A 22,741-nucleotide genomic window follows, 5' to 3' on the forward strand; every position below is an offset into this window, starting at 1 on the left:
GAGCGGATTTTCCTTTAGATGGCGTTTTGTGCCGCCTGAAGCAGCGACGGGAACAACTGTTGCAGCGCGCGATTCCATTTGGTGATCGGCTGCTCTTCGATAAAGATCACGTCGTTCGGCCGCATTTCCAGACGCGTCGCCATCACCAGCGCGGCGGCGTTTGTCGCGTTCAGGTGGTAGGCCGTGATCGCATCGCTCGACGCGCTTTGGCTGCGCAGGACGTAGATCTCGGCAGGGTTGCCGGTGGTGGTGTCGAACCCGCCTTCGCCGAACAGCACGTCCGCCAGCGTCGCGTGGTGGCCATAGGGCAGCGCGAACCGGCTTTGCTTGTTCACTTCGCCGGTCAGGTAAACGTAGTCGCGTTCCTGCGCGCCAAGGCTTTCGCGCAACTCAAAGGTCGAGCGCTGCTCGTTCAGGGCAGAGCGGCGCAGGTTCACTTCGATATCCAGCGCTTGCAGCGACTGGCCACGGGCCGAGCTGCGCAGGGCGATCACGTCCAGCTTGGTCTTGTAAAAGCTGATCGCGCGGTCGAGGTCATAGGTCGTGTCGACAAACACCGCATCGCCGTTTTGCAGCACCTTCTTTTGAAGGTCCGAGCGTTCAAGGTACATCGACACCGGCATCTGGTAGAGCGTGCCGTCACGGTACACCCGGATAGAGGCGAACTCGCGGTTCTTGACGTTCAAGCCGCCCGCCGCGGTCAGCGCATCGGACAGGGTCAGGGTTTGCAACGTGATCGGCACCAACGTCGCGTTGTTCACAGCACCGCCGATGGCCACACGCTTGGAGTTGAAATCGGCCACCTCAAGGCTAAAGGACGGGTCAATTTGATTGTTTACCAAAACCTGAAACAGGGCGTCCTCGGCCTGTTGGATGGTCAAACCTGCCAACTGAACGGTGCCGACTTCGGGGATTGCAATCGAGCCGTCGTCACGAACGGTATAGCCTTGACGGCGGCTTTGCGCGGCCAGCAGGCCCGAAAGCTGTTCGACGGTGGTCCCGGCGCTGCGGGTCGCCAGCAGCAGCACGTCGCCGATGCCGATGGTGTAGGGCGCGGGCGTGATGTCGGGCAGGGGGCGATAGTCCAGCTGCTCGCGGGTTTCAGAGGGCAGGTAGGGCTCGCTCGGCATGGCCCCGGCCCCAATCGCGCCAGAGCCAGCGCCAGCCGCCGCGAAGAACGCCGCCGGCAACTGGCGCGGCGTGTAGTCAGAGCTGTTCGCCGCGGCAACGGTCTGCGCCGTCAGCGCAACGACGGTCACCGGATCGCCATTGGAGGTCTCCTTGACCGACGGGCTGTAGTAGCTGACGCCGCACCCGGCGAGCGTGAAAAGAAGGCCGGCAAGCATGGTACGTTTGAAAGTCGCAGCGCCGGTCACAAAAGAAAAATTCATTCCAAAGTCCCTTGTTCCTCGCACCTAGCCCTCTTGCGAGGCTTCGGTGCCATGACCGTGCGAAATTCACGCCGGCCAGCCCTGCTCTTGTTGTTTCCGGCACCGTAACAATTTGGACGGGCGGTCACTATCTCTCATTTCGTCTGTTGCGCTGTTTGGGGCAAATCTGCAACATTTTTTTAACTATTTTCGCGGGGGGATTTGCTGCGCGGCTGGCGTGCGGACTTACCAGTGCTTGCGGCTGCCGTTCGATCCCCTACAACCTCGGGTGTTTTGCAGGAGGACGCCGATGTCAAATCCCGAATGGGTCGCTGTGGATTGGGGGACAACCCACCTGCGTTTGTGGCTTATGTCCGCGCAGGGGGATGTGCTGGAACGCTTGGACAATGCTCAAGGCATGGGCGCCCTTGCGCCCGTCGAGTTCGAGCAGGTCTTAACGGGGCTGATCGGCGATCGGCTGTCCGGGGTGACGCCGGTTGTGGTCTGCGGCATGGCAGGCGCCCGCCAAGGTTGGCAAGAGGCGCCTTACGTGCCGGTGCCCTGTGTGCCGCCGGGCGCGAGGGATGCGATCCGGGTTACGACGGCTGATCCTCGGCTGGACGTGTATATCCTGCCGGGGCTGTCACAGGCGCAGCCCGCGGACGTCATGCGCGGCGAGGAAACGCAGATCGGTGGGTTCATCTCCCAAGAGCCGGATTTCGACGGGGTGCTGTGCCTCCCCGGAACCCATTGTAAATGGGCGCATATCAGCGCGCGCGAGGTTGTCTCTTTCCGCACATTCATGACCGGAGAACTGTTTTCTCTGCTCGGCACGCAGTCAGTCCTGCGCCATTCGGTGAGCGATGGCTGGGACGCTGACGCCTTTGAGACGGCGGTGAATGACGCCATGGCCCGTCCCGCCGGGATCGGCGCAGAGCTGTTCTCGATCCGCGCGGCTGGCCTGGTGCATGACCAGTCCCCTGACGTGGCCCGCGCGCGTCTGTCCGGCCTGCTCATTGGTCTCGAACTGGCCGCCGCGCGTCCCTATTGGCTGGGGCAAGAGGTGGTGGTCCTTGGGGCCGATGGCCTGTCCGACATCTACCTCAACGCCTTGAAAACACAGTCCGTCTGGTGCCGTGCCGCCAGCGGCGAAGACACCGTGCTGAATGGCCTCAAGGCCGCTTATGCCCAACTGAAAGCTGACACATGAGCCGTGAACTGATTGCCATCCTGCGCGGGCTGACCCCGCCCGAGGCCGCCCCCATGGCCGAAGCCCTCATCGACGCGGGCATCACCAAGATCGAGGTTCCGCTGAACTCGCCGCAGCCTTTCGACAGCATCCGGGCGATGCTGGACGTGGGCAGGGGCGCGCTGATCGGTGCGGGCACGGTGCTTGATCCTGCGGATGTGCATCGGCTGGGGCAGATGGGTGCGCATCTGGTGGTTTCGCCCGACACCAATCAGCGCGTGATCGTGGCGACGAAAAAGGCGGGAATGCTGTCCTATCCCGGCGTATTTACCCCGACCGAAGCCTTCCTCGCGCTGCGATCCGGCGCCGATGGGCTCAAGTTCTTTCCGGCGTCCAAGCTGGGTCCAGACGGCATCGCGGCGATCAAGGCGGTCCTGCCGGGCGACGTGAAAACCTATGCGGTCGGTGGCGCGGGCCCCGAGAATTTCAAACAATGGCAAGAGGTTGGTATCACCGGCTTTGGTATCGGCTCGGCCTTATTCAAGCCCGGACGCTCTGTCGCCGAGGTGGCCAGCCGCGCCGCAGAGATGGTTGCGGCCTTTGATGAGGCGTTCACCTAACCATCTTTGTACGCTGCGGTTAAAAGATTGACGTGCCCGGTGCGATCCGCCATCTTTGGCGGGTCAAACGGAGTCTGTCATGAACGCCCCATCCCCTTCGCCTCGTACGTTTCAGGTCGGCCTGATCGGCGATGGAATCCAGAAATCGCGCACGCCGCCCATGCACGTGGCCGAAGGCGCAGCGCAGGGGTTTGACCTTTGCTACGATCTGATCGACACCGGCACGATGGACCCGGTTCCGCCGCTGGCACAGTTGCTGGATCGGGCTCAAGACGCGGGTTTTGCCGGGCTGAACATCACGTTTCCCTATAAAAAAGAGGTGCTTGCGCATCTCGACACGCTGTCCGACTCGGTCACGAAACTGGGGGCTGCGAACACCGTGGTCTTCCGCGATGGCAAGCGTTTCGGGCATAACACCGATTTTTGGGGCTTTGCCGAAGGGCTGCGCCAGCGCCTGCCGGATGCGGAAAAAGACTGCGTTTTGCTGCTAGGCGCGGGTGGCGCGGGCGGCGCGGTCGGGCACGCCTTGGTTGATCAGGGCGTCCAGCGGCTGTTGGTTGTGGACCGCGATCCGGCCATGGCGCAGGCGCTGGTGGACAGCATCAACAGGTTTACTCCCGGTCGCGCAGAGGTGGCCCGCGACGTGACCCAAGCCGCCGCGCAGGCCCAAGGCATCGTGAACGCGACCCCCATGGGCATGGCGAAACTGCCCGGCACCGCCATCGACACCGCCTTGATCGACCCGCGCCACTGGGTCGGCGACATCGTCTATTTCCCCATGGAAACCGCATTGCTCGCCGCCGCCCGCGCCAAGGGCTGCCGCACCATGTCCGGCGCGGGCATGGCCGTTTTCCAGGCGGTCCGCGCCTTTGAACTGTTCACCGGCCAGCCCGCCGACGCCGCGCGGATGCGCGCCACTTTCGAAAGCATCGCGCCATGAAAACCTCGATTGCCACCGTTTCGATTTCCGGCACCTTGACCGAGAAACTGCGTGCCATCGCCGACGCAGGCTTTGACGGGATCGAGATTTTCGAAGCCGATTTTATCGCCCATGATGGCGCGCCGCGCGATGTGGGGAACATGATCCGCGATCACGGTCTGGACATCACGCTGTTCCAGCCCTTCCGCGATTTCGAAGGCCTGCCAGCGCCCCTGCGCGCCAAAGCCTTTGACCGGGCCGAGCGAAAATTCGATTTGATGCAAGAGCTTGGCACCGATCTGGTGCTGATCTGCTCGTCGTGCCATCCTGCCAGCCTTGGGGGTATCGACCGCTGCGCTGATGATTTCGCCGAGTTGGGTGAACGCGCCGCCAAGCGCGGTCTGCGCGTGGGGTACGAGGCGCTGGCCTGGGGGCGGCACATCAACGATCACCGCGACGCGTGGGAAATCGTGCGCCGCGCCGATCACCCGAATGTCGGTCTGATCCTCGACAGTTTTCACACGCTGGGGCGCAAGCTGTCGCCCGAAAGCATCCGCGCCATCCCCGCCGACCGCATCTTTTTCGTGCAACTGGCCGACGCGCCGCAAATCGAGATGGACCTGCTGTATTGGTCGCGTCACTTCCGCAACATGCCGGGCGAAGGCGATCTGGACGTGACCGCCTTTATGCGCGCGGTGATGGCGACGGGCTATGCCGGGCCGATCAGCCTTGAGATTTTTAACGACCAGTTCCGCGGCGGCGATACCAAGCTGCTGGCGGGGGATGGGCATCGTTCTTTGTTAACCTTGATGGACGACGTGCGCCGGGCCGAGCCTGTGGCCGTGGATTTGCCGGTGATGCCCGCGCGCGTCGCGGCCAAAGGCGTGTCGTTCATCGAGTTCGCCAGTCGCGGCGCAGAGGCGCAGACATTGTCTAACCAACTGCAAACGTTGGGGTTTCGTAAGGCCGCCAAACATCGCAACAAAGCGCTGACGCTGTTTCAACAGGGCGACGTGCGCATCGTCCTGAACGAGGAAACCACGGGCTATGCCGCCACCGCTTGGACTGCGCGCGGCACGACGATCTGCGATATTGGCCTGCGAACCGCTTCGGCGCGGGATGCGATTGCGCGGGCAACGGCGCTGGGGGCGCAACCCTTTGAGCAGCCGCTTGGCCCCGGCGAGCTGAATATTCCGGCAATCAGGGGCTTGTCCGGCTCTGTCCTGCATATGATGGATGACGATCTGGCCGATGTCTGGCAGGTGGAATTTGCCCCGCTCGACGCACCAGATGTGGATGCCGGCCTGACCCGCGTTGACCACCTCGCGCAGACCATGAGCTATGACGACATGCTGTCGTGGTCGCTGTTCTACACCTCGCTTTTTGATCTGGCCAAGACGCCGATGGTGGACGTGATCGACCCCGATGGGTTGGTCCGCAGCCAAGCGCTCAGCACGCCCGGCGGCGATCTGCGCATCACGCTGAACGGCGCGGACAGCCATCGAACCTTGGCGGGGCGGCTGTTGTCCGATACCTTTGGTGCGCCCTTGCAGCATGTGGCGCTGGCCTGCGACGACATCGTCAAAACGGCCGACAAGCTGGCCGCGCGGGGCTTTGAGGCGCTGAACATGCCCGCGAATTACTACGACGATCTGGCCAGCCGCTTTGATCTGACGAGTGAAAAACTCGACGCGCTCCGGCGGCGAAACATCCTATATGATGAGGATGCGCAGGGTGCTTTCTACCAGATCTATTCGCGTGACTTCGCCGGTGGGCTGTTCTTTGAGATCCTTCAGCGCGAGGGCGATTACCAAGGCTACGGCGGGCCGAACGCGCCCTTCCGCATTGCTGCGCAGAAACGGCTCATGCGCGCCAAGGGGGTTCCGGGCGACGCCGGTTGACGGCCAAGGGGCGCTTTGCATACGCTGCGTGTACAAGGAGCCCCGATGCTGACCAAAGACCGCAAAGCCGCCGCCCGCGCCGATCTGACCGCGCGCATTTTATGCAACGATCTGGCACCGGGAGCCGAGTTGGATGAAACTCGATTGGCCGCCGATTACGCGTTGTCACGCACGCCGATGCGCGAGCTCTTTCAAGCGCTTGCGGGCGAAGGCTTGGTTGTGCTCAACCCCAACCGCGGCGCGCGGGTCGCGCCCTTGGGGGTGGAGCAACTGCACGATTTCTTGCAAATGGCGCCGCTGATTTTGGCCACTGCCGCGCGATTGGCGGCGGAGGCGCGCAGCCCCGATCAACTGGCAGAGATGCGCGCGGCGCTGGATACGCTGGCTGGGGCCGCCGACCATGAGGCGACCATGGCGGGGCACCGCTTTTTCCGGCTGTTGGGCGAGATGGCGGGCAACGCCTATCTCATGCCCAGTTTTAACCGTTTGGTGATGGATCACACGCGACTGACCCAAGGCTTTTTCGCCCCTTCGTCAAAGAAGGAAAAGAAGCAGGTCAAAAGGATGATCACCCAAAAAGAAGCGGTCTTGGCGGCCTTGGCAGCGCAGGAACCGGACAATGCGGTTGCCGAAATCCTATCCCTGTGCGAGCTGTCCCGCGAGCACATCACAGCGTCCCTCTCGCCCAACCCCGTGCCGATTGACGTCGCCTAACCCGTTGCAAGATCGCGCAAAATCGGACAATCGGGGCGGTCATCCCCAGCGCAGCAATCGACCAGCTCCGCCAAGGTCGCGCGCATCCCTTGCAGTTGGGCGATCTTGTCGTCGATCTGTTGCAAATGCTCTTGGGCGACGCGTTTGACATCGGCGCTGGCGCGGTGGTCATCCTCGTATAGGGCAACCAGCACGCGGCAATCCTCGATCGAAAAGCCCAAGGCCCGCGCCCGCGCGAGAAAGGCCAGCTTGTGCACCTCGCTTTCGCGGAAGCGGCGGTAACCGTTGGCGTCACGCGGCGGGGTCACCAGCCCGATGTCCTCGTAGTAGCGGATGGTCTTGGCGGGCAGACCGGCGCGTTTGGCGACTTCTCCGATGTTCATGCGTGGGCCTCTTGCATCATGGTTTTCCCGGCCTTTTCAGGTGTTTCGCCGAACCGTCGCAGCCGCAGCGCGTTCGACAGGACAAAGACCGAGGACAGCGACATCGCCCCCGCCGCCAGCATCGGCGACAGCATCAGCCCGGCAATCGGGTACAGCAGCCCGGCAGCCACGGGAATCAGCGCCACGTTGTAGCCAAACGCCCAGAAGAGGTTCTGACGGATGTTGCGCATCACCGCGCGGCTGAGCGCCGAGGCGGTCACAACGCCGTTCACATCCCCCGACACCAGCACCACATCGCCAGTCTCGATCGCCACGTCGGTGCCGGTGCCGATGGCAAGGCCCACGTCCGCTTCGGCCAGCGCAGGGGCGTCGTTGATGCCGTCTCCGACAAACGCAACCGCACCGTAGCGCGCGCGCAGGTCTTTGACAGCATTTGTTTTTCCGTCGGGCAGGGTCTCGGCGTGGACGTGGTCGATGGCCAGGTCACGCGCCACGGAGTCGGCCACGGGCTGTGCGTCGCCGGTGATCATCGCGACCTTGAGGCCTTGGGCGTGCAGCGCGTCGATGGCGACCCGCGCGCCGGGCTTGATCCGGTCGGCAACGCCAAACAGCCCGGCCAGAGCGCCGTCCACCACAACGTAAACGGGAGTTTCGATGCCATCATAGGTGGGCGCGTCGATGCCTTCGCATGCCATCAGCCGCGCATTGCCGACCAGCACGTCGCGGCCTTCAACACGGGCGCGAAGGCCGTGGCCGGGGATCGCCTCAACGTCCTGGGGTGCGGTGGTGCCGGTGGCGGCGCGTTCCAGCGCGCGGGCGATGGGGTGCTCTGACCCGGCTTCGGCGCTGGCCGCAAGGCGCAACGCCTCTTCAGCGGACATGCCGAACCCCTCCGAGCGGACCAGCTCGGGGCGGCCTTCGGTCAGGGTGCCGGTCTTGTCAAAGGCGACAACGCGCACGTCGTCCAGCCGTTGCAGCGCGTCGCCTTTGCGGAACAAAACGCCCAATTCGGCGGCGCGGCCCGTGCCGACCATGATCGAGGTCGGCGTCGCGAGACCCATGGCGCAGGGGCAGGCGATGATCAGCACCGACACGCCCGCGACCAGCGCAAAGGTCAGGCCCGGCCCAAAGGCCAGCCACGCCAGCACGGTCACCAAGGCGACGGCCATGACCACCGGCACGAACCAGCGCACGACCTTGTCGGCCAAGGCCTGGATCGGCAGCTTTGCGCCTTGGGCCTGTTCGACCATGGCGATGATGCGCGCGAGCATGGTGTCGGCGCCCACCGCCTCGGCCCGGAAAGACAGCGCGCCCGCGCCGTTGACGGTGCCGCCAATGACTTGGGATCCTTCGGTTTTCTCGACCGGGACGGGTTCGCCGCTGATCATGCTTTCGTCGACATAGGACCGCCCGGTCAAGACCGTGCCGTCCACCGGCAAACGCTCACCGGGGCGGACGTGGACTGTGTCGCCGGGGGTCACGTCGGCGATGTCGATTTCGGTGATTTCGCCGTCACGCGCGACGCGGGCGGTGCTGGGGCGCAGGCCGACAAGGCGTTTGATGGCTGCGCCGGTGCGCCCTTTGGCACGGGATTCGAGGAAGCGGCCCAGCAGGATCAGCGTCACAATGACGCCCGCCGCTTCGAAATAGACGACGCGCGCGCTTTCGGGCAGCAGCCCGGGCGCGAGCAAGGCGACGGTGGAATAGCCCCACGCCGCCAGCGTGCCCAAAGCTACCAGCGAGTTCATGTCCGGCGCGCCCTTGGCCAGCAGCGGCAGGCCGATCTGGTAGAACCTGCGCCCCGGGCCGATCAACACGGCGGTGGTCAGGACGAACTGGATGGTCCACCACAGCGTCATGCCCAGCGTGTCCATGATCCAGCCGTGCAGCGCGGGGATCAGGTGCCCACCCATGACGCCCAGAAACACTGGCAAGGTCAGCGCCGCGGCAAGGATCAAGTCCCGGCGCAGGCGCGTCTGTTCGGCGGCTTGGCGGGTTTCGGCGTCGGCTTGTTCGCCATCGTTAAGCGCTTCGGCGGGATAGCCTGCTTCGGTCACCACGCGGGCGAGCGCCTTCGGATCGACCGAGCCGCTCAGGATCTGCGCTTCGGCCACTTCGGCGGCGAGGTTCACGCGGGCGTCCACGACCCCCGGCACGGCGGCCAAGGCGCGTTCGACCCGGCCCGCGCAGGACGCGCAGCTCATGCCCTGGATCGCGAGGCGGACGCGGGTTTCTGCCGCCGGATAGCCCGCCGTTTGCAAGGCATCGCGCAGCGCGGCGGTGGTGCCGCCCTCGACCTGCGCCATCTTGGTCGCGAGGTTGACGCTGGCGGTGTTCACGCCCTCGGCCCCGGCAAGCGCGCGCTCGGCCCGGCCGGCGCATCCGCCGCAGTTCAGTTTGGTCACTTCAAATCGCAAGGCAGTCATGGTGAATCCTTTCCTTGACGCCTCAGATAGGGCTTCCAGTCACGGGAAGGTCAAGGGCGCATCCAGAATAATCCGCCAAAAATGAAAAAGCGGACCCCGAGAGGCCCGCTTGATCCGTCAAATTATCGGCAATTTTACAAACCGGCTTCGGCTTCGATCTGCTTGCGCGACTTGCGGGCGCGCTCCGTCGCGGATTTCAGCTGCCCACAGGCGGCCATGATGTCTTCGCCACGCGGGGTGCGGATCGGCGAGGCATAGCCCGCTTGCATCAGGATCGTCGCAAAAGCGCGAATCCGGTTGTTCGAAGACCGTTTGTACGGCGCGCCGGGCCATTCGTTGAAGGGGATCAGGTTGACCTTGGCCGGGATGCCGTCGAGCAGCTTGACCAGGCGATGCGCGTCCTCGTCGGTGTCGTTCACCCCGTCCAGCATCACGTATTCAAAGGTGATCCGCTCGGAGTTCGAGACCTTGGGGTATTCGCGCAGCGCCTCCAGCAGCGTGTCGATGTTCCAACGTTTGTTGATCGGCACCAGGATATCGCGCGTCTCGTTCGTGGTGGCGTGAAAGCTGACCGCCAGCAAACAGCCGATTTCCTGCGCCGTCCGCGCGATTTCCGGCACAACACCAGAGGTCGACAGCGTGATCCGGCGACGGCCCAAGGCGATGCCCTCGCCGTCCATGGCGATCTTCATCGCGTCACGCACGTTTTCAAAGTTGTACAGCGGCTCGCCCATGCCCATCAGCACGATGTTCGACAGCAGACGCGGGCCGCTTTCGCCCGTACCCACACCCGGCTCGGGCCATTCGCCCAAGTCGTCGCGCGCCAGCATCACCTGCCCGATGATCTCGGCCGGGGTCAGGTTGCGCACCAGCTTTTGCGTGCCGGTATGGCAGAACGAACAGGTCAAAGTGCACCCCACCTGCGAGGAAATGCACAGCGTGCCGCGATCGGTTTCAGGGATGTACACCGTCTCGACCTCATGGCCGCCTGCGATCTTGACCAGGTACTTGCGCGTGCCATCCTCGGACACCTGCCGCGATACGATCTCGGGCAGTTCGATCACGAACTTTTGCGCCAGCATCGCGCGGTAGTCCTTGGCGAGGTTCGTCATCTGCGCAAAGTCGCGCACGCCCCAGTGGTACAGCCACTGCCAGATCTGGTTGACCCGCATCTTGGCCTGCTTTTCCTTGGTGCCGGCGGCGATCAGCGCCTCGCGCAATTGCTCCCGCGTCAGGCCAATCAGGTTCACCGGCCCCTCGGGCAGCTTGCGAGGGATCGTCACGACGTCTTGGGTGATCGGTGCATCAGCAGTCATGGAAGGCAGCGTCCTATGAAAAGAAGCCCGCGATATACAGGATTCGTCAAAAAACACAAAGGGCCAGTAAAAACCGGCCCGTTTGCATAAAAGTCGTGTCATTTTGCCGTTTTGCCAAGCGGTCTCGCAAAAGCGTGACCGTTCAGGCGTTACGAGCAGCGCTTTTCGGCGTCTTCGACTGCGGCGGTAAAGCCGAGCAGGGAAAAGGTGTCCTGCGTGCGGGTGCCGCGCGAGGAAACCGCCGTCAGAACCGCATCGGCGCCGCGCTTCATCGCGGTGACCAGCTTGGCGTCATCCTGCGGGGTCGCGGGCCAGGCCCATTCGCCTTCGGTGTACAGCTCGAACTCGTTGCCCGAGATGTTGACGCTGACGGTGGAGCCGTTCGCAAAGGGATAACCGCCGGTAAAGGCGACCTGACCTTTGACCCCTGCTTCGGGGCGGTAGAACACCATCAACAGGATTTCGCCGCGGGTCACGGCGACGACGCGGCCATCCTTGGTGTTGACGCTTTCCTTGTACTTGCTGACAGCCCAGCACTCACGCGGGCTTTGTTCCTCGAAGACGGACCAGTCGGTCATCGCGTCCACGCGGTTCGTGCTTTCCTGTTGTGCACCTGCGGCGGTCGCGCCCAGCAAAAGCGCGGCCGCGCCGACCATCCGCCCAAGACCTGAAATCATTCTGCAGCCTCCAGCTGTCCTAGCCTCAATACCTGTCCCGCGCCTTGCCTGTCTCGGCCGTTCTCGCGGCGAGGGAACTTTCCTCTCGACGGCGGGACAATAGCCTGAAAGAACCGAATGGTGAAAGCCCCGTTGGCAGAATATCGCTCAGAGGAGAGATGTGCATGTCCCTAGCCCCCGTTCCCTTGGTCGAAATCCACCGCGGCCCTATCCTTGAGAGCCTGCATACAGGCCACGCGGTGATCTGCGATGGCACCGGCCAGATCGTCGAAAGTTGGGGCGACCCTAGGGCGGTCGTCTTGCCGCGCAGCTCGTCCAAGATGTTGCAGGCGTTGCCCTTGGTGGCGTCCGGTGCGGCGCGCGCCTTTGGCCTAAGCACCGAGCGGCTGGCGCTGTCCTGCGCCTCGCACGAGGGCGCACCGCTGCATGTGGCGGCGGTCAACGCGTGGTTGGCGGATCTTGGCCTGGGCGACGACGACCTGATCTGCGGCCCGCAGGTCACGCGCGATAAGGCGCTGAAACTGGACATGATTCGCCATGACCAGTCGCCCTGCCGCGTGCACAACAACTGTTCCGGCAAGCACACCGGCTTTCTGACGTTGAACAAGCATCTGGGCGCGGATGCGAACTATGTCGATCCGTCCCACCCCGTGCAGACCGCCTGCAAGGAGCTGTTCGAAGCGGTCACCGATGAGACCTCTCCCGGCTTTGGGATCGACGGGTGCTCGGCCCCGAACTTTGCCACGACGATGCACGGCATGGCGCGGGCGATGGCCTTTTTCGCCACGGCCCATGGGCGCGAAGACGCCGTGTCCAAGGGCGCGGCAGAGCTGGTTCAGGCGATGATGAAGCACCCCGATCTGGTCGCGGGCGACGGCCGGTCCTGCACGCTGCTGATGCAGGCCGCGAAAGAGCCGTTTGCCGTCAAGATGGGGGCCGAGGGGTTCTTTGTCGGGATTCTCCCGAAACGCGGCTTTGGCATCGCGCTCAAGATCACTGACGGGGGGCTGCGCGCGGCCGATAGCGCCATGGCGGCGCTCTTGGTGCGGATTGGTGCGCTGGATGCGGCCAACCCGGTGGTGCAGCAGTTCCTGAACCCGCCGGTGCGCAATTGGGACGGGCTGGTGACGGGCGAAATCCGCCCCGTGGCCGGGCTGACCGGGCCGCTTGCGTAAAGCTAAAGCGGCCGTAAAGCGACCCTGTCGCGTCAGACGTGGTCGGCGCGCGGGTAGCCTTGCAGGTACAAAAGCGCGGTCAGATCGCCGTGGTTCACCCGCAGATCGCACTGCGCCTGAACGCTGGGCTTGGCGTGCAGCGCAACACCCATTCCGGCGCGCCCCAGCATCCCCAGATCGTTCGCGCCATCGCCCACCGCCAGCACGTCGGCCTCGGTGATCCCTTGCTGGGCCGAGAATTCCTTGAGCGCCTGGATCTTGGCTTCGCGGCCAAGGATCGGGCGACCGACCTCTCCGGTCAGCTCCCCATCCTTGATTATCAAGGTGTTGGCGCGGTTTACGTCGAACCCTAGCAGGCCCGAGACACGCTGCGTAAAGGCGGTGAACCCACCCGACACCAGCGCGCAATAGCCGCCGTGGGCGTGCATCGTCGCCAGCAGCGTCTTGCCGCCGGGCATCAGGGTGATGCGCTCGGCCACAACCTTGTCGATGACGCTTTCGGGCAAGCCTTTGAGCAGGGCGACACGCTCTGTCAGGGCGCCGTCGAAATCCAGCTCGCCGTTCATGGCGCGCGCGGTGATGTCCTTGACGTGGGCGCCGACGCCCGCCTCCTCGGCCAGCTCGTCAATGCACTCTTGCTGGATCATGGTGCTGTCCATATCGGCCAGCAGCATCTTTTTGCGGCGGCCCTCGGCGGGCACGATGTTCAGGTCGGCTTGGGCCGCGATCGAGGCGCGCACCTCTTCGAAGTTCGCGGGGATCGCCTCGAGCGGGAATTCCGCCGCTTCGTCCATGGACAGCCAGGTCGCGACACCCCCGCCAAAAGCGTTGCGAAGGCTGTCGACCAAGGCCGGGTCAAGCTGGCCGGGTTTGGCAATGAGCGAGGCGATAAACATGGGTCCTGTCCCCTTTTGGCGCGGTTGCGCGGCTTGTGCCATGGGCGCGCCGGTTTGGCCAGTGCTGCGGGTGTCGCGGCGGTGGGGTCAGGCAAAGCTGCCGTGACAGAACCACCCCGCCGACAGCGCCGCGCCATGGGCGTAGAAAATCCACAGGGCGTCGCCGTGATCTGTGATCACACGCCAGTAATCGCGCGCGCCGGTCCGCCACGCCGGGTCGTCAAACCACCACTCGGGCGTCAGTCGTTCGGGGCCGATGGCGCGCAGGGTGGTCCAATCGCGCCCGCGCCAGCGAAACTGCCGGGGCAGGGTGGGGGCATCGGGGGCGCCGAGCGCCTCGGCGGGCCAGAGCAGCACCGGGCGGAGCGGTCCCTTGGGCCAGCGCGGCGCGGGCTTCGACCACGCGGCGGCAAGGGTTTGCGCCTCTTTTTCCGGGACATGACTGTCGCCGGGGTGCCTCCGGGTGATCGCCTCCATCCCGATGCGCGCGCCAAGGCGGCCGATCAGATCTTCGAGCGCGGCGGCGCTGCCGAGCCGGGTTTTGGCCTGCGCATTGGCGGCCAGATGCCCCGACTGACGCCGCCTGTGCAGCGGTTCGTGCAGCACGGTTTCAAGGCGCAGCATGTCAATGCCGGGGCCGGCCTCGAGCAGAGGAAGTTTTAGCCTTATCAAGGGTATAATCCGATTCGGGTCGTGGCTGGGCACGGCGGTCAGCACGGTCTGCCACTGCATGGTGTGGTCGCACAGATGCGCCTCAAGCCGCAGGGCGCGCGCGCCGCGTCCCTTGGCGCGCAGCTGGCGACAAAGGGGCGTCAGGAGCCGTTCGAACCCTTCGGCGACGTCGTCCTCCAGCCCGATTGGATCGGGAAAAGACATGCGCATGGCAAAGCGATCAGGCGGCGCGGCGGGCGAGATCGGCTCGGGCGCGGAGCCGGTGGCCTGATCCAGCCGATCCACCAGACCGCGCCCAAAGCGTCGCGCAAGACTGGCACGCGGCTGCCCCAGCAGATCGCCCACGTGGCGCAGGCCAAGGCGGTTGAGCTGCTCGGTGGTCTCGGCGTCGATCCGCAGGGCGGCGATGGGCAGCGGCGAAAGGCTGAACCAGCTTTGACCGGGCGGGGCAATGCAGCTTTGCCGCGCAGGGGGCGTGCCGATTGCCGGAGCGGTCCCGCCCCGCTCCCAATGCCGCCGCTTGCCCGCGCGCGACCGGGTGGCGCGCGCCTCTTGGTCGATGGCATCGCCCGAGCGATGGGTCTGGGCAGGGGCGTGCGCATACCGCGCCAAGGCCCAAGCGGTGCCCAAGGTGTCGGCCAGCCCAAGCTGCACGGTGATCCCCAGATCGGCACAATCCTGGGTGATTTGATCGCAAAGCGCGGCCTCGCCGCCAAACAGATGCGCGCAGCCGGTCAGGTCCAGCACCAGCGAGTCCGGCGGCTGCGCAGACACCCAAGGAGAGAACTTGCCCGCCCAACGGTGCAGCACATGCAGAAACGCCGCCTCCTTGCGCGGGTCGGTGGCGCGAGTGACCAGCTCGGCGCATAGAGCGTGGGCGTCGCGCAACAGCTGCCCCACGTAGATCCCTGCCTGCGCCGCGCGCACCGACACGCTGGCCACACGCTGGGCGCTGCCGTCCTCGGCCACCGAGGCCAGCGGCAAGCTCGCCAGATGCGGTTCGGCGCGGATCAGCCGTTCGGCCCCGAGGCGGGGAAACCACAAGGAAAGGATGCGTTTCTGCATCGGGCGACTCGCTAGATGTTCTGTCTTTGTTCTAACGCTAAAGGGGCTTTGAGTCGAGTCCGTGATCCTTTGGACATCAGGCAAAACTGGCCTTTTGGCACAACCGCCCCACCCTTAATCCAAAGAGATAGGAGATATGTAAAATGCGTAAGAGTTTGACATATGCGGTGCTGCTGATCGCAGCCAGCGGCACAATGGTCTTCGGCGAAGAGGACATCGCCAGTGAAACCGTCCGCGAACGCATGGCCCTGATGGAGGAGGTCAAAGGCGCGATGGGGATCCTTGGCGGCATGGCCAAGGGCACCGACGCCTTTGACGCCACGCGCGCCGAATCCGCGCGCTCTGCCTTGCAAGGATACAGCGCGCAAATCCCGGCGGTGTTCGAGACCAACGAGACCCACCCCAAATCCGAGGCCGCCCCGGCGATCTGGGACAACTGGGAGGATTTCACCTCGCGCGCGCGGGCGATGGAGACCGCCTTGGGCGCGATGGACACCACCACGCTTGATGGCGTGCGCGCGGGGCTGGGCGGTGTGGGCAAAACCTGCTCGGCCTGCCACGAAGCCTACCGCATCGAGAAATGACTTTACTGTGCGGCGGGCTGCGCCGGGTGCATCAGCCGGTCGCGCAGATAGGCAATGCGTGCGCTCAGCTCCTTTTCCGCGAGATGCGGGCCGATCTGCGCCGCGCGCAGCATGTCGCGCGCCCCCTCGGCGGCGCGGATACGCGACAGCAATTGCGCGCTGCTGTCGCGGTGGGCCGGCCCGTCGAACAGCGCGGACAAATCGGGCAGGGTGGTGCTGAGCAAGGTCGAGGAGTGCAAGGACATTCTGTCGGCTACCTTCGTGCAATAGGAAACGTTGATACGCTGCCCCAGAAGTCCAAAGATTTCCTGAACCGCATCAATGTTTCCCTATCGGCGTCGCTCAAAACCTCCACACCTTCGGTTCGGTGCTTGCGGCGGGTGCGCGATTGTCGCACTGTCCGCGGCAAATACTTTGGTAGGAGATAAACTCATGCGGACACGCGCGGCAGTGGCACTGGCCCCCGGTAAGCCCTTGGAAGTGATGGAAGTAAACCTCGAAGGCCCGAAGAAGGGTGAGGTTCTGGTTGAAATCAAGGCCACGGGCCTGTGCCATACCGATGAATTCACCCGCTCGGGCGACGACCCCGAAGGCATCTTTCCCGTGATCCTCGGTCACGAGGGCGCGGGTATCGTTGTCGAGGTCGGCGAAGGCGTCACCACGCTGAAACCCGGTGACCACGTGATCCCGCTGTACACACCGGAATGCCGCGAGTGTCACGCTTGCCTGTCCGGCAAGACCAACCTGTGCACCGCGATCCGCGGCACCCAAGGTCAGGGCTTGATGCCCGATGGTACCACGCGTTTCTCGATGCTCGATGGCACGCCGATCTACCACTACATGGGCTGCTCGACCTTTGCGAACCACACGGTTCTGCCGGAAATCGCGCTGGCCAAGGTTCGCGACGACGCGCCTTTTGACAAGATCTGCTACATTGGCTGCGGCGTCACCACCGGCATCGGCGCCGTGATCAACACCGCGGGCGTCGAAATCGGCTCGACCGCCGCTGTGTTCGGTCTGGGCGGCATTGGCCTGAACGTGATCCAGGGCCTGCGGATGGCCGGGGCGGACAAGATCATCGGCGTCGACCTGAACGACGACAAGGCCGAGATGGCGAAAAAGTTCGGCATGACCGACTTCGTCAACCCGTCCAAGCTGCCCGAAGGTCAGACCACGACCCAAGCGATCATCGAGCTGACCAAAACCGAGAAAGACCAGTTCGGCGGCGTGGATTACTCGTTCGATGCGACCGGCAACGTCAACGTCATGCGCGAGGCGCTGGAATGTTCGCACCGCGGTTGGGGTGTGTCTGTGATCATCGGCGTGGCGCCTGCGGGCGCTGAAATCTCGACCCGTCCGTTCCAGCTGGTTACGGGGCGCGTCTGGAAGGGCACCGCGTTTGGCGGCGCCAAGGGCCGGACGGACGTTCCCAAGATCGTGGATTGGTACATGGACGGCAAGGTCGAGATCGACCCGATGATCACGCACAAGCTGACGCTGGACGAGATCAACCACGGGTTCGACCTGATGCACGAGGGCAAGTCGATCCGCGCGGTCGTCGAGTTCTAATTCGGCCAGCGGCACCGCCCGCCTAGGTCAAGGTACACGCGAAGGCCTGCGAGAAATCGTGGGCCTTCAGCGCCTCGGGGGGGATGTAGAACCCCAGGTAATGCCCGTATTCAAAGCCCCAGTCGCGGTCGATTTCCAACCGCAACAGAGGGATTTGACGATCTCGCATCAGGTCCCGGTCGCGGTCACCCAGAAAGTCGAACATCGTGTGCACGACGCCGCCTTGCCGGGGCGCTTTGAGCGCGGGATTGCCGGGGGCCGTGACTGGCGTTTCAAACAGCGTTTGATAGATCTCTGAGCCGCGTTTCCACGCTTTTTGTTGCCAGCCCGCATTCTGGCTGAATTCTGAATTCAAGCTGTCGAATTTGCGCACGGTGACGGGCCATTTTCGAAACGGCTCGGGTTCGTCGAACCAACCACAAAGATCTACCTCGTCCCAGAAGTCTTCGGGGAACGGGGGCATGGCGCGTTCCGGGCAGGCGCTGACGTCCTGCGTCACATGGATGACCGAGACGCTCCCCGTCTGCCCTTCTTGATGTTCGCAATAGTTGGCAAAGAAGAACAGCGTGCCTTGTCGCGGGATGGGCGCGAAATCGTCGCCCAGCGGCAAGGAGTCCAGACGGATTTGTGCCATGAAGTGCATGGGCACCAGCGGCGCGCCGTCGCGCTCTACCCAAGGCCAGTCGATGTAGAACGGAAGCGTCGGAAACCCGCCCAGCCAACAGCCCGGCGCGCCCTCCAGCCCCTGAAACTCGGTTTTGGTCAGCAGCAAGGCCGGGTGGGTCGCAAGCTCGAACAGATGCGCGGTCTCTTCTGGCGTGAACTGGCGGTTGGCGCTTTCGCGGGATGTCAAATGCGTCGGGTGTTCGAAATCGGGAAATATGCCGGGTGAACCTTGGGTTGCTGAATTTTGCCGCCAAGAAACCCACAGATTGTAGCCATTCCTTGACCAAGACAGGGTTAATCAACGGCAATTTTTCGGTGCCCCTGCACGGCAGTCTTTCGCTTTTGCCCCAGCTGTGCCAAGCACTTGACCCAACACAAAGGGTGAGCGGCATGAAAAACCGGATACGCGAGCTTTACGCAGGCGACAGCGATACCGCGCATAAATTTCGCTATGCGCTGCTGATCTTTGACGTGGTGACGATCCTGTTCGTGATCGCCACGTCCTTTAGCCATCACGGTCCGGTGGTCGAGACGATCGATGCGGTCTTTGGCGTGTTCATCCTTGCGGATTTTGCTGCGCGGATCTGGATTTCCACCAACCGGATGCGCCTGTTCACGCGGCTGACGACGCTGGCCGATCTGATTGCGCTGATCTCTTTCCTGGCTCCGCTGGCGGGCGAGGGGCTGGGGTTCTTGCGGGTGCTGCGGACCTTGCGGCTATTGCACACCTATCAGTTGTCTGAACGGCTCAAGGAAGACTTCCCCTATTTCCGCCGGAACCAAGATGTGGTGGTCGCGACGTTGAACCTTTTTGTGTTCATTTTCGTGATGACAGGCGTGATCTATGCCACGCAATACCCGTTGAATCCGCAGATCCAGAACTATGCCGATGCTCTATATTTTACCGTCACAGCGCTGACAACCACAGGATTTGGGGATATCACCCTGCCGGGGACGGTGGGGCGGATGATCTCTGTTGTCGTGATGATCGCCGGGGTGACGCTGTTCTTGCGGCTGGTGACGGTGCTGTTCCGGCCCAGCAAGGTGCGCTGCGAATGCCGGACCTGCGGGCTGATCCTGCATGACATCGATGCGGTGCATTGCAAGCATTGCGGGAGCCAGATGCACATTCAGACCGAGGGCGTCACATGATTATTCGCGGGGCAAATGAAGGCGACAAGCCCAGCATTTGGGCGATGCTGGAGCCGGTGTTTCGCGCTGGCGAGACCTATGCCATTGACCGCGACATCTCTGGCCCCGCGGCGCTGGACTATTGGTTTGGGCCAGAGCGGCGGGTGTTTGTCGCTGAGGATGGCGCAGAGTTGCTTGGTACCTATTATATCGTGCGAAATCAAAAGGGTGGCGGCAGTCACGTCTGCAATTGCGGCTATGTCACCGCCGCTGCTGCGCGCGGGAAAGGCGTCGCCCGCGCCATGCTGGCGCACTCGCTCGACCTCGCGCCGACGCTGGGCTTTCGCGCGATGCAGTACAACTGCGTCATCAGCACCAACACCCGCGCCGTCGATACCTGGACCCGCGCGGGGTTCGATACCGTCGGCCGCCTGCCCGGCGCGTTCGAAATGCCGGACGGCCAAGAGGTCGACGCGCTGGTGATGTTCCGCCGTCTTTAGGGGCTTACTTCGACCAAGCTGCAATCGCCGCCTCGACCGCCTCTCGACCTTTGTGCTTTACCCCGTCCGGAGTGGTGAGAGTTTCAAGTTGATTGAGGTTGGCAAGAGGCGAAAGATCTTTGGTGAGGATATCCCCAAGGTTCAAACCCTGTAAAGCAGTGAGACCGCTCAGTGGAGAGATATCTTCAACATCGGTTTTATAAAGGGACAAATATGCTAGGCGTGTCAGGTCGCTCAGTGGTGAAATGTCGGAAATTGCAGTCCAATCAACGTAGAGACCACTTAAATTTTCAAGATCTTTCAAGGGCTCTATTGATGAGATCTTGGACCCGCCTGCATAGATAACCTCCAATGATTGAACCTTTTCCAAGCCAGTCAAATTACTGATATCGGAACCCCTGATTTCAAGCGATTTCAAGCGCTTCATTCCTGCCAAGGGTTTCAGACTTAAGTCTTTGGTATCGTGCAGGTTCAAATCAATAATGTAGCGATGGTTGCGGATTGCTTCCAACGTCTCAACTTGCGTGCCTGCGATGCTGAGAGATACCAGTCGCGGCAAGTGTTCTAGCACAGAGATATCGTCAATGTTTTTTGCTGACAGGTGAAGTCCAGAAAGGCCCTTTAAATTCTGAAGGGGTGTAATATCCTGAACATCGGTCCCTGAAATGGATAGACTATCCAAGTAGGTCAGGTCGCTCAGCGGCGAAAGATCGGACACATTTGTATGCGCTAAGGATAAATCTGTAAGATAGGGCATATTGGACAAAGCGCTAATGTCGGCGACCCTTGTGTCTTGCAGGGACAACTCTCTCAGTAGTGTCAAATTTTGAAGCGGGCTTATTTCGGAAATTTTGGTAGCGGTTAGGTCCAATTTCTCCAGCTTTTTTAATTCAGAAAACGGTGACAGATCCGCAATGTCACTATACCCCAAGTCCAACTTGTTAAGGTTGGTGAAATAGGCCAGCGGTGCGAAATCTGATGTGGGTGCGAGACGGTTTTCAAATTCGATTTCGAGGGCACGTATGTCATTGCAGTTGTCCCCAAAAAGGACGCTGACGTGGCCAAATTCCTCAGCGCAAATGTACGCCTCCGGTATATTCTCAGGAGGTGTCGCTTGCGCGAACGCGGCCGAGTGGACGGACATAAATGTTGCCGTCAAAAATACTCGTAGATGTGGCATAACTTGCTCCTCACTCTAACTTACTCTCAATGCAGCGACGCTTTGGCCGGGATCGCGGATCTTTGGGTTTAAGGTAGTCTAGCTGGTTCATTTCTATTGAGTCTATTGCTTGATGGCGCTGACTGCTTCAGAGGTAGGGTATGAGACAAGATACACGACTGCTTGCCGTTCTGATCGACGCGGACAACACCTCGCCCAAATACGCCAAGGCGATTTTCGACGAGATCGCCGCCATGGGCGAGGCCAGCGTGCGGCGGTGCTATGGCGATTTTTCCAGCCAGCAGATGGCCGGGTGGAACCGGGTTCAGGCCGACTTTGGCATCGTGCCGCACCACTCGCCCGCCAACACCGTGGGCAAGAACGCCAGCGACATTGCGCTGGTGATCGACGCAATGGATTTGATGCACTCTGCGCGGTTCGACGGCTTTGTTCTGGTCAGCTCCGACAGCGACTTTACCCGCCTTGCCAGCCGCATCCGAGAGCAAGGGCTGGACGTGTTCGGCATGGGCATGGAAAAGACCCCCAGCGCCTTTCGAAAAGCCTGCAAGCGCTTCATTTTCCTTGAAAACTTGGACGGCGGGGTGGACAAGGCCGCCCCCGGAAAACCTGCGAAAACCCATGATCTGACCGAGGCGCGCGACCTGATCTTCAAGGCGATGGCGCAGATCGAGCAAGAGGACGAATGGTACGGTCTGGGCGAGATCGGGCAGGTGATTTCTGCCGCGAACCCCGATTTCGACACCCGCAGTTACGGCAAGCGCAAGCTGTCCGATCTGGTGTCCGAGATGAAGGTGTTCGAGCTGCGCCGCGCCGAGAACAACCAAGCGGTCGTGCGCCGCATCGACTAAAGCGACAGCGGCGCGGTGACGGCGGCGATGATCATGCTGACGGTTACGATGCTGGCCGCGGTCGAGATCAGGATTGAGGCCGACACCCGCTGCGGCGCAACCCCGTAATGTTGCGCGAGGATAAACACGTTGCCCGCCACCGGCAGTGACGCCGCCGAGACCATCACCGCAGCCCGGTAGGCATCCACCGGGAAGAACACATAAACGCCCAAAGCGACAAAGCCGGGGTGCAGGATCAGCTTGGCAAAGGACAACCACGCAGCGATTTCCAGCCGCTCGGCGCTTTTGCTGGCGAGCGATGCGCCGATGGCGAACAGCGCGCCGGGGGTGGCTGCATTGCCCAGCAAGGTCAGGAACGAATTGACGGTTTCCGGGACCGGCAGCCCAAGACCGGACACCGTCAGACCCACCGCAATCGAGGCGATCATCGGGTTTTTTGCCAGCCCGATCAGCACGGTTTTGAAGATGCGCGGGGTGATCGTGCCTTCGCGCGAGGCGGTGATCAGGATCGTCAGCATCGAGGAAAAGACGATCAGGTCGATGGACAGGATCAGGATGATCGGGCCTACCGCCTCTTGGCCCAGCAGCAGCGCCAGCATGGGCACGCCCAAGAAACCGGTGTTGCCAATGGCGGCGCATTGCGCCTCGATCGAGGCGGTCGGCACGTCCAGCCCGCGCCAGAACGCCCACATCATCGCGATGGCATAGGCAAAGGCCGTGCCCCACAGATAGGCAGCGGCAAGGCGCGCGTCAAAAATCTCGGAAAAGCTGAGGTTGGCGGAAAAGCGCACCAGCATCGCCGAAAGGGCAAAGTAAAAGACGAACTTGGTGATGTAGGCGGTGGCTTCCTCGGGGAAAAACTTCGACTTGGCCGCGCCGTAACCGACGCCGATCAGGCCAAAGAACGGAAGGGTCTTGAGGAAGATGTCCAGCATGGGAT

The 22,741-nt window shown here is 62.7% G+C and carries 22 protein-coding genes; 11 read left to right on the forward strand and 11 right to left on the reverse strand.

Features of this window, described 5'->3' with window-relative positions; translation table 11 throughout:
* Nucleotides 1-14: 14 nt before the first annotated feature.
* Nucleotides 15-1,391, reverse strand: coding sequence for a polysaccharide biosynthesis/export family protein (locus tag B9A11_RS18010; protein WP_234988894.1), 1,377 nt, complete (start codon nucleotides 1,389-1,391; stop codon nucleotides 15-17).
* Nucleotides 1,392-1,680: 289 nt separating this feature from the next.
* Between B9A11_RS18010 and B9A11_RS18015 the strand changes: the two genes are divergently transcribed.
* The 5 genes from B9A11_RS18015 (at nucleotide 1,681) to B9A11_RS18035 (ending at nucleotide 6,713) form a co-directional block, all read left to right on the forward strand.
* Nucleotides 1,681-2,580, forward strand: a complete 900-nt coding sequence (locus B9A11_RS18015; protein ID WP_058247783.1) for a 2-dehydro-3-deoxygalactonokinase — start codon at nucleotides 1,681-1,683, stop codon at nucleotides 2,578-2,580.
* Nucleotides 2,577-3,179 (forward strand): 2-dehydro-3-deoxy-6-phosphogalactonate aldolase, encoded by a 603-nt coding sequence (locus tag B9A11_RS18020; RefSeq protein ID WP_058247782.1) that lies wholly within the window; start codon nucleotides 2,577-2,579, stop codon nucleotides 3,177-3,179. The genes B9A11_RS18015 and B9A11_RS18020 overlap by 4 nt, the downstream gene beginning before the upstream one ends.
* A 79-nt stretch (nucleotides 3,180-3,258) precedes the next feature.
* Nucleotides 3,259-4,119 carry a shikimate dehydrogenase gene (locus B9A11_RS18025; RefSeq protein ID WP_058247781.1) on the forward strand — a complete coding sequence of 287 codons (861 nt, stop codon included), beginning with the start codon at nucleotides 3,259-3,261 and terminating at the stop codon, nucleotides 4,117-4,119.
* The gene (locus B9A11_RS18030; protein ID WP_058247780.1) at nucleotides 4,116-5,999 is read left to right on the forward strand and encodes a bifunctional sugar phosphate isomerase/epimerase/4-hydroxyphenylpyruvate dioxygenase family protein; all 1,884 of its coding nucleotides are present in this window, start codon (nucleotides 4,116-4,118) and stop codon (nucleotides 5,997-5,999) included. Before B9A11_RS18025 ends, B9A11_RS18030 begins: the two co-directional genes overlap by 4 nt.
* A 45-nt stretch (nucleotides 6,000-6,044) precedes the next feature.
* Complete coding sequence (locus B9A11_RS18035) at nucleotides 6,045-6,713, forward strand: GntR family transcriptional regulator (protein ID WP_058247779.1); 669 nt, start codon at nucleotides 6,045-6,047, stop codon at nucleotides 6,711-6,713.
* Here the strand turns inward: B9A11_RS18035 and cueR are convergent.
* From cueR to B9A11_RS18055, 4 genes are all read right to left on the reverse strand, one after another.
* Nucleotides 6,710-7,096 (reverse strand): Cu(I)-responsive transcriptional regulator, encoded by a 387-nt coding sequence (gene cueR, locus B9A11_RS18040; protein ID WP_058247778.1) that lies wholly within the window; start codon nucleotides 7,094-7,096, stop codon nucleotides 6,710-6,712. The two genes, B9A11_RS18035 and cueR, sit on opposite strands and share 4 nt — an antisense overlap.
* Nucleotides 7,093-9,522, reverse strand: a complete 2,430-nt coding sequence (locus tag B9A11_RS18045) for a heavy metal translocating P-type ATPase (RefSeq protein WP_058247777.1) — start codon at nucleotides 9,520-9,522, stop codon at nucleotides 7,093-7,095. The genes cueR and B9A11_RS18045 overlap by 4 nt, the downstream gene beginning before the upstream one ends.
* Nucleotides 9,523-9,656: 134 nt before the next feature.
* On the reverse strand, nucleotides 9,657-10,838 hold the full coding sequence (gene rlmN / locus B9A11_RS18050; protein ID WP_058247776.1) for a dual-specificity RNA methyltransferase RlmN: 1,182 nt from the start codon (nucleotides 10,836-10,838) through the stop codon (nucleotides 9,657-9,659).
* A 149-nt stretch (nucleotides 10,839-10,987) separates the two neighbouring features.
* The gene (locus tag B9A11_RS18055; RefSeq protein WP_058247775.1) at nucleotides 10,988-11,515 is read right to left on the reverse strand and encodes an invasion associated locus B family protein; all 528 of its coding nucleotides are present in this window, start codon (nucleotides 11,513-11,515) and stop codon (nucleotides 10,988-10,990) included.
* A gap of 164 nt (nucleotides 11,516-11,679) precedes the next feature.
* Between B9A11_RS18055 and B9A11_RS18060 the strand changes: the two genes are divergently transcribed.
* Nucleotides 11,680-12,690: an asparaginase gene (locus B9A11_RS18060; protein ID WP_058247774.1), complete on the forward strand. Its 1,011-nt coding sequence runs from the start codon at nucleotides 11,680-11,682 to the stop codon at nucleotides 12,688-12,690.
* 32 nt (nucleotides 12,691-12,722) lie between these two features.
* Here B9A11_RS18060 and serB read toward each other — a convergent pair whose 3' ends face one another.
* Together serB and B9A11_RS18070 are read right to left on the reverse strand one after the other, a co-directional pair.
* Nucleotides 12,723-13,586, reverse strand: a complete 864-nt coding sequence (gene serB / locus B9A11_RS18065) for a phosphoserine phosphatase SerB (RefSeq protein WP_058247773.1) — start codon at nucleotides 13,584-13,586, stop codon at nucleotides 12,723-12,725.
* 87 nt (nucleotides 13,587-13,673) lie between these two features.
* Nucleotides 13,674-15,323, reverse strand: a complete 1,650-nt coding sequence (locus B9A11_RS18070; RefSeq protein ID WP_058247772.1) for a DUF6504 family protein — start codon at nucleotides 15,321-15,323, stop codon at nucleotides 13,674-13,676.
* Between the two features lie 143 nt (nucleotides 15,324-15,466).
* Between B9A11_RS18070 and B9A11_RS18075 the strand changes: the two genes are divergently transcribed.
* Nucleotides 15,467-15,907, forward strand: a complete 441-nt coding sequence (locus B9A11_RS18075) for a c-type cytochrome (protein ID WP_058247771.1) — start codon at nucleotides 15,467-15,469, stop codon at nucleotides 15,905-15,907.
* Nucleotides 15,908-15,909: 2 nt separating this feature from the next.
* Here B9A11_RS18075 and B9A11_RS18080 read toward each other — a convergent pair whose 3' ends face one another.
* Complete coding sequence (locus B9A11_RS18080; RefSeq protein WP_058247770.1) at nucleotides 15,910-16,152, reverse strand: hypothetical protein; 243 nt, start codon at nucleotides 16,150-16,152, stop codon at nucleotides 15,910-15,912.
* A 187-nt stretch (nucleotides 16,153-16,339) separates the two neighbouring features.
* On the opposite strand from B9A11_RS18080, the gene B9A11_RS18085 reads away from it, so the two are divergent.
* The gene (locus tag B9A11_RS18085) at nucleotides 16,340-17,476 is read left to right on the forward strand and encodes an S-(hydroxymethyl)glutathione dehydrogenase/class III alcohol dehydrogenase (protein ID WP_058247769.1); all 1,137 of its coding nucleotides are present in this window, start codon (nucleotides 16,340-16,342) and stop codon (nucleotides 17,474-17,476) included.
* Between the two features lie 22 nt (nucleotides 17,477-17,498).
* Here the strand turns inward: B9A11_RS18085 and B9A11_RS18090 are convergent, their stop codons facing one another.
* Nucleotides 17,499-18,329, reverse strand: a complete 831-nt coding sequence (locus tag B9A11_RS18090; protein ID WP_058247768.1) for a DUF1963 domain-containing protein — start codon at nucleotides 18,327-18,329, stop codon at nucleotides 17,499-17,501.
* Nucleotides 18,330-18,532: 203 nt separating this feature from the next.
* Between B9A11_RS18090 and B9A11_RS18095 the strand changes: the two genes are divergently transcribed.
* On the forward strand, nucleotides 18,533-19,294 hold the full coding sequence (locus B9A11_RS18095) for a potassium channel family protein (RefSeq protein ID WP_058247767.1): 762 nt from the start codon (nucleotides 18,533-18,535) through the stop codon (nucleotides 19,292-19,294).
* Entirely contained in the window at nucleotides 19,291-19,773 is a 483-nt protein-coding gene (locus B9A11_RS18100) for a GNAT family N-acetyltransferase (RefSeq protein WP_058247766.1), read from the forward strand. Before B9A11_RS18095 ends, B9A11_RS18100 begins: the two co-directional genes overlap by 4 nt.
* Nucleotides 19,774-19,777: 4 nt before the next feature.
* Here the strand turns inward: B9A11_RS18100 and B9A11_RS18105 are convergent, their stop codons facing one another.
* Nucleotides 19,778-20,953, reverse strand: coding sequence for a leucine-rich repeat domain-containing protein (locus B9A11_RS18105; RefSeq protein WP_058247765.1), 1,176 nt, complete (start codon nucleotides 20,951-20,953; stop codon nucleotides 19,778-19,780).
* 140 nt (nucleotides 20,954-21,093) lie between these two features.
* On the opposite strand from B9A11_RS18105, the gene B9A11_RS18110 reads away from it, so the two are divergent.
* Nucleotides 21,094-21,801: an NYN domain-containing protein gene (locus tag B9A11_RS18110; protein ID WP_058247764.1), complete on the forward strand. Its 708-nt coding sequence runs from the start codon at nucleotides 21,094-21,096 to the stop codon at nucleotides 21,799-21,801.
* On the opposite strand, the gene B9A11_RS18115 is transcribed toward B9A11_RS18110, so the two are convergent.
* Nucleotides 21,798-22,736, reverse strand: a complete 939-nt coding sequence (locus B9A11_RS18115) for an AEC family transporter (RefSeq protein ID WP_058247763.1) — start codon at nucleotides 22,734-22,736, stop codon at nucleotides 21,798-21,800. The genes B9A11_RS18110 and B9A11_RS18115 overlap by 4 nt on opposite strands.
* Between the last annotated feature and the right edge of the window lie 5 nt (nucleotides 22,737-22,741).

This window comes from Tropicibacter naphthalenivorans, from assembly GCF_900176475.1.
Classification (GTDB): Bacteria; Pseudomonadota; Alphaproteobacteria; order Rhodobacterales; family Rhodobacteraceae; genus Tropicibacter; species Tropicibacter naphthalenivorans.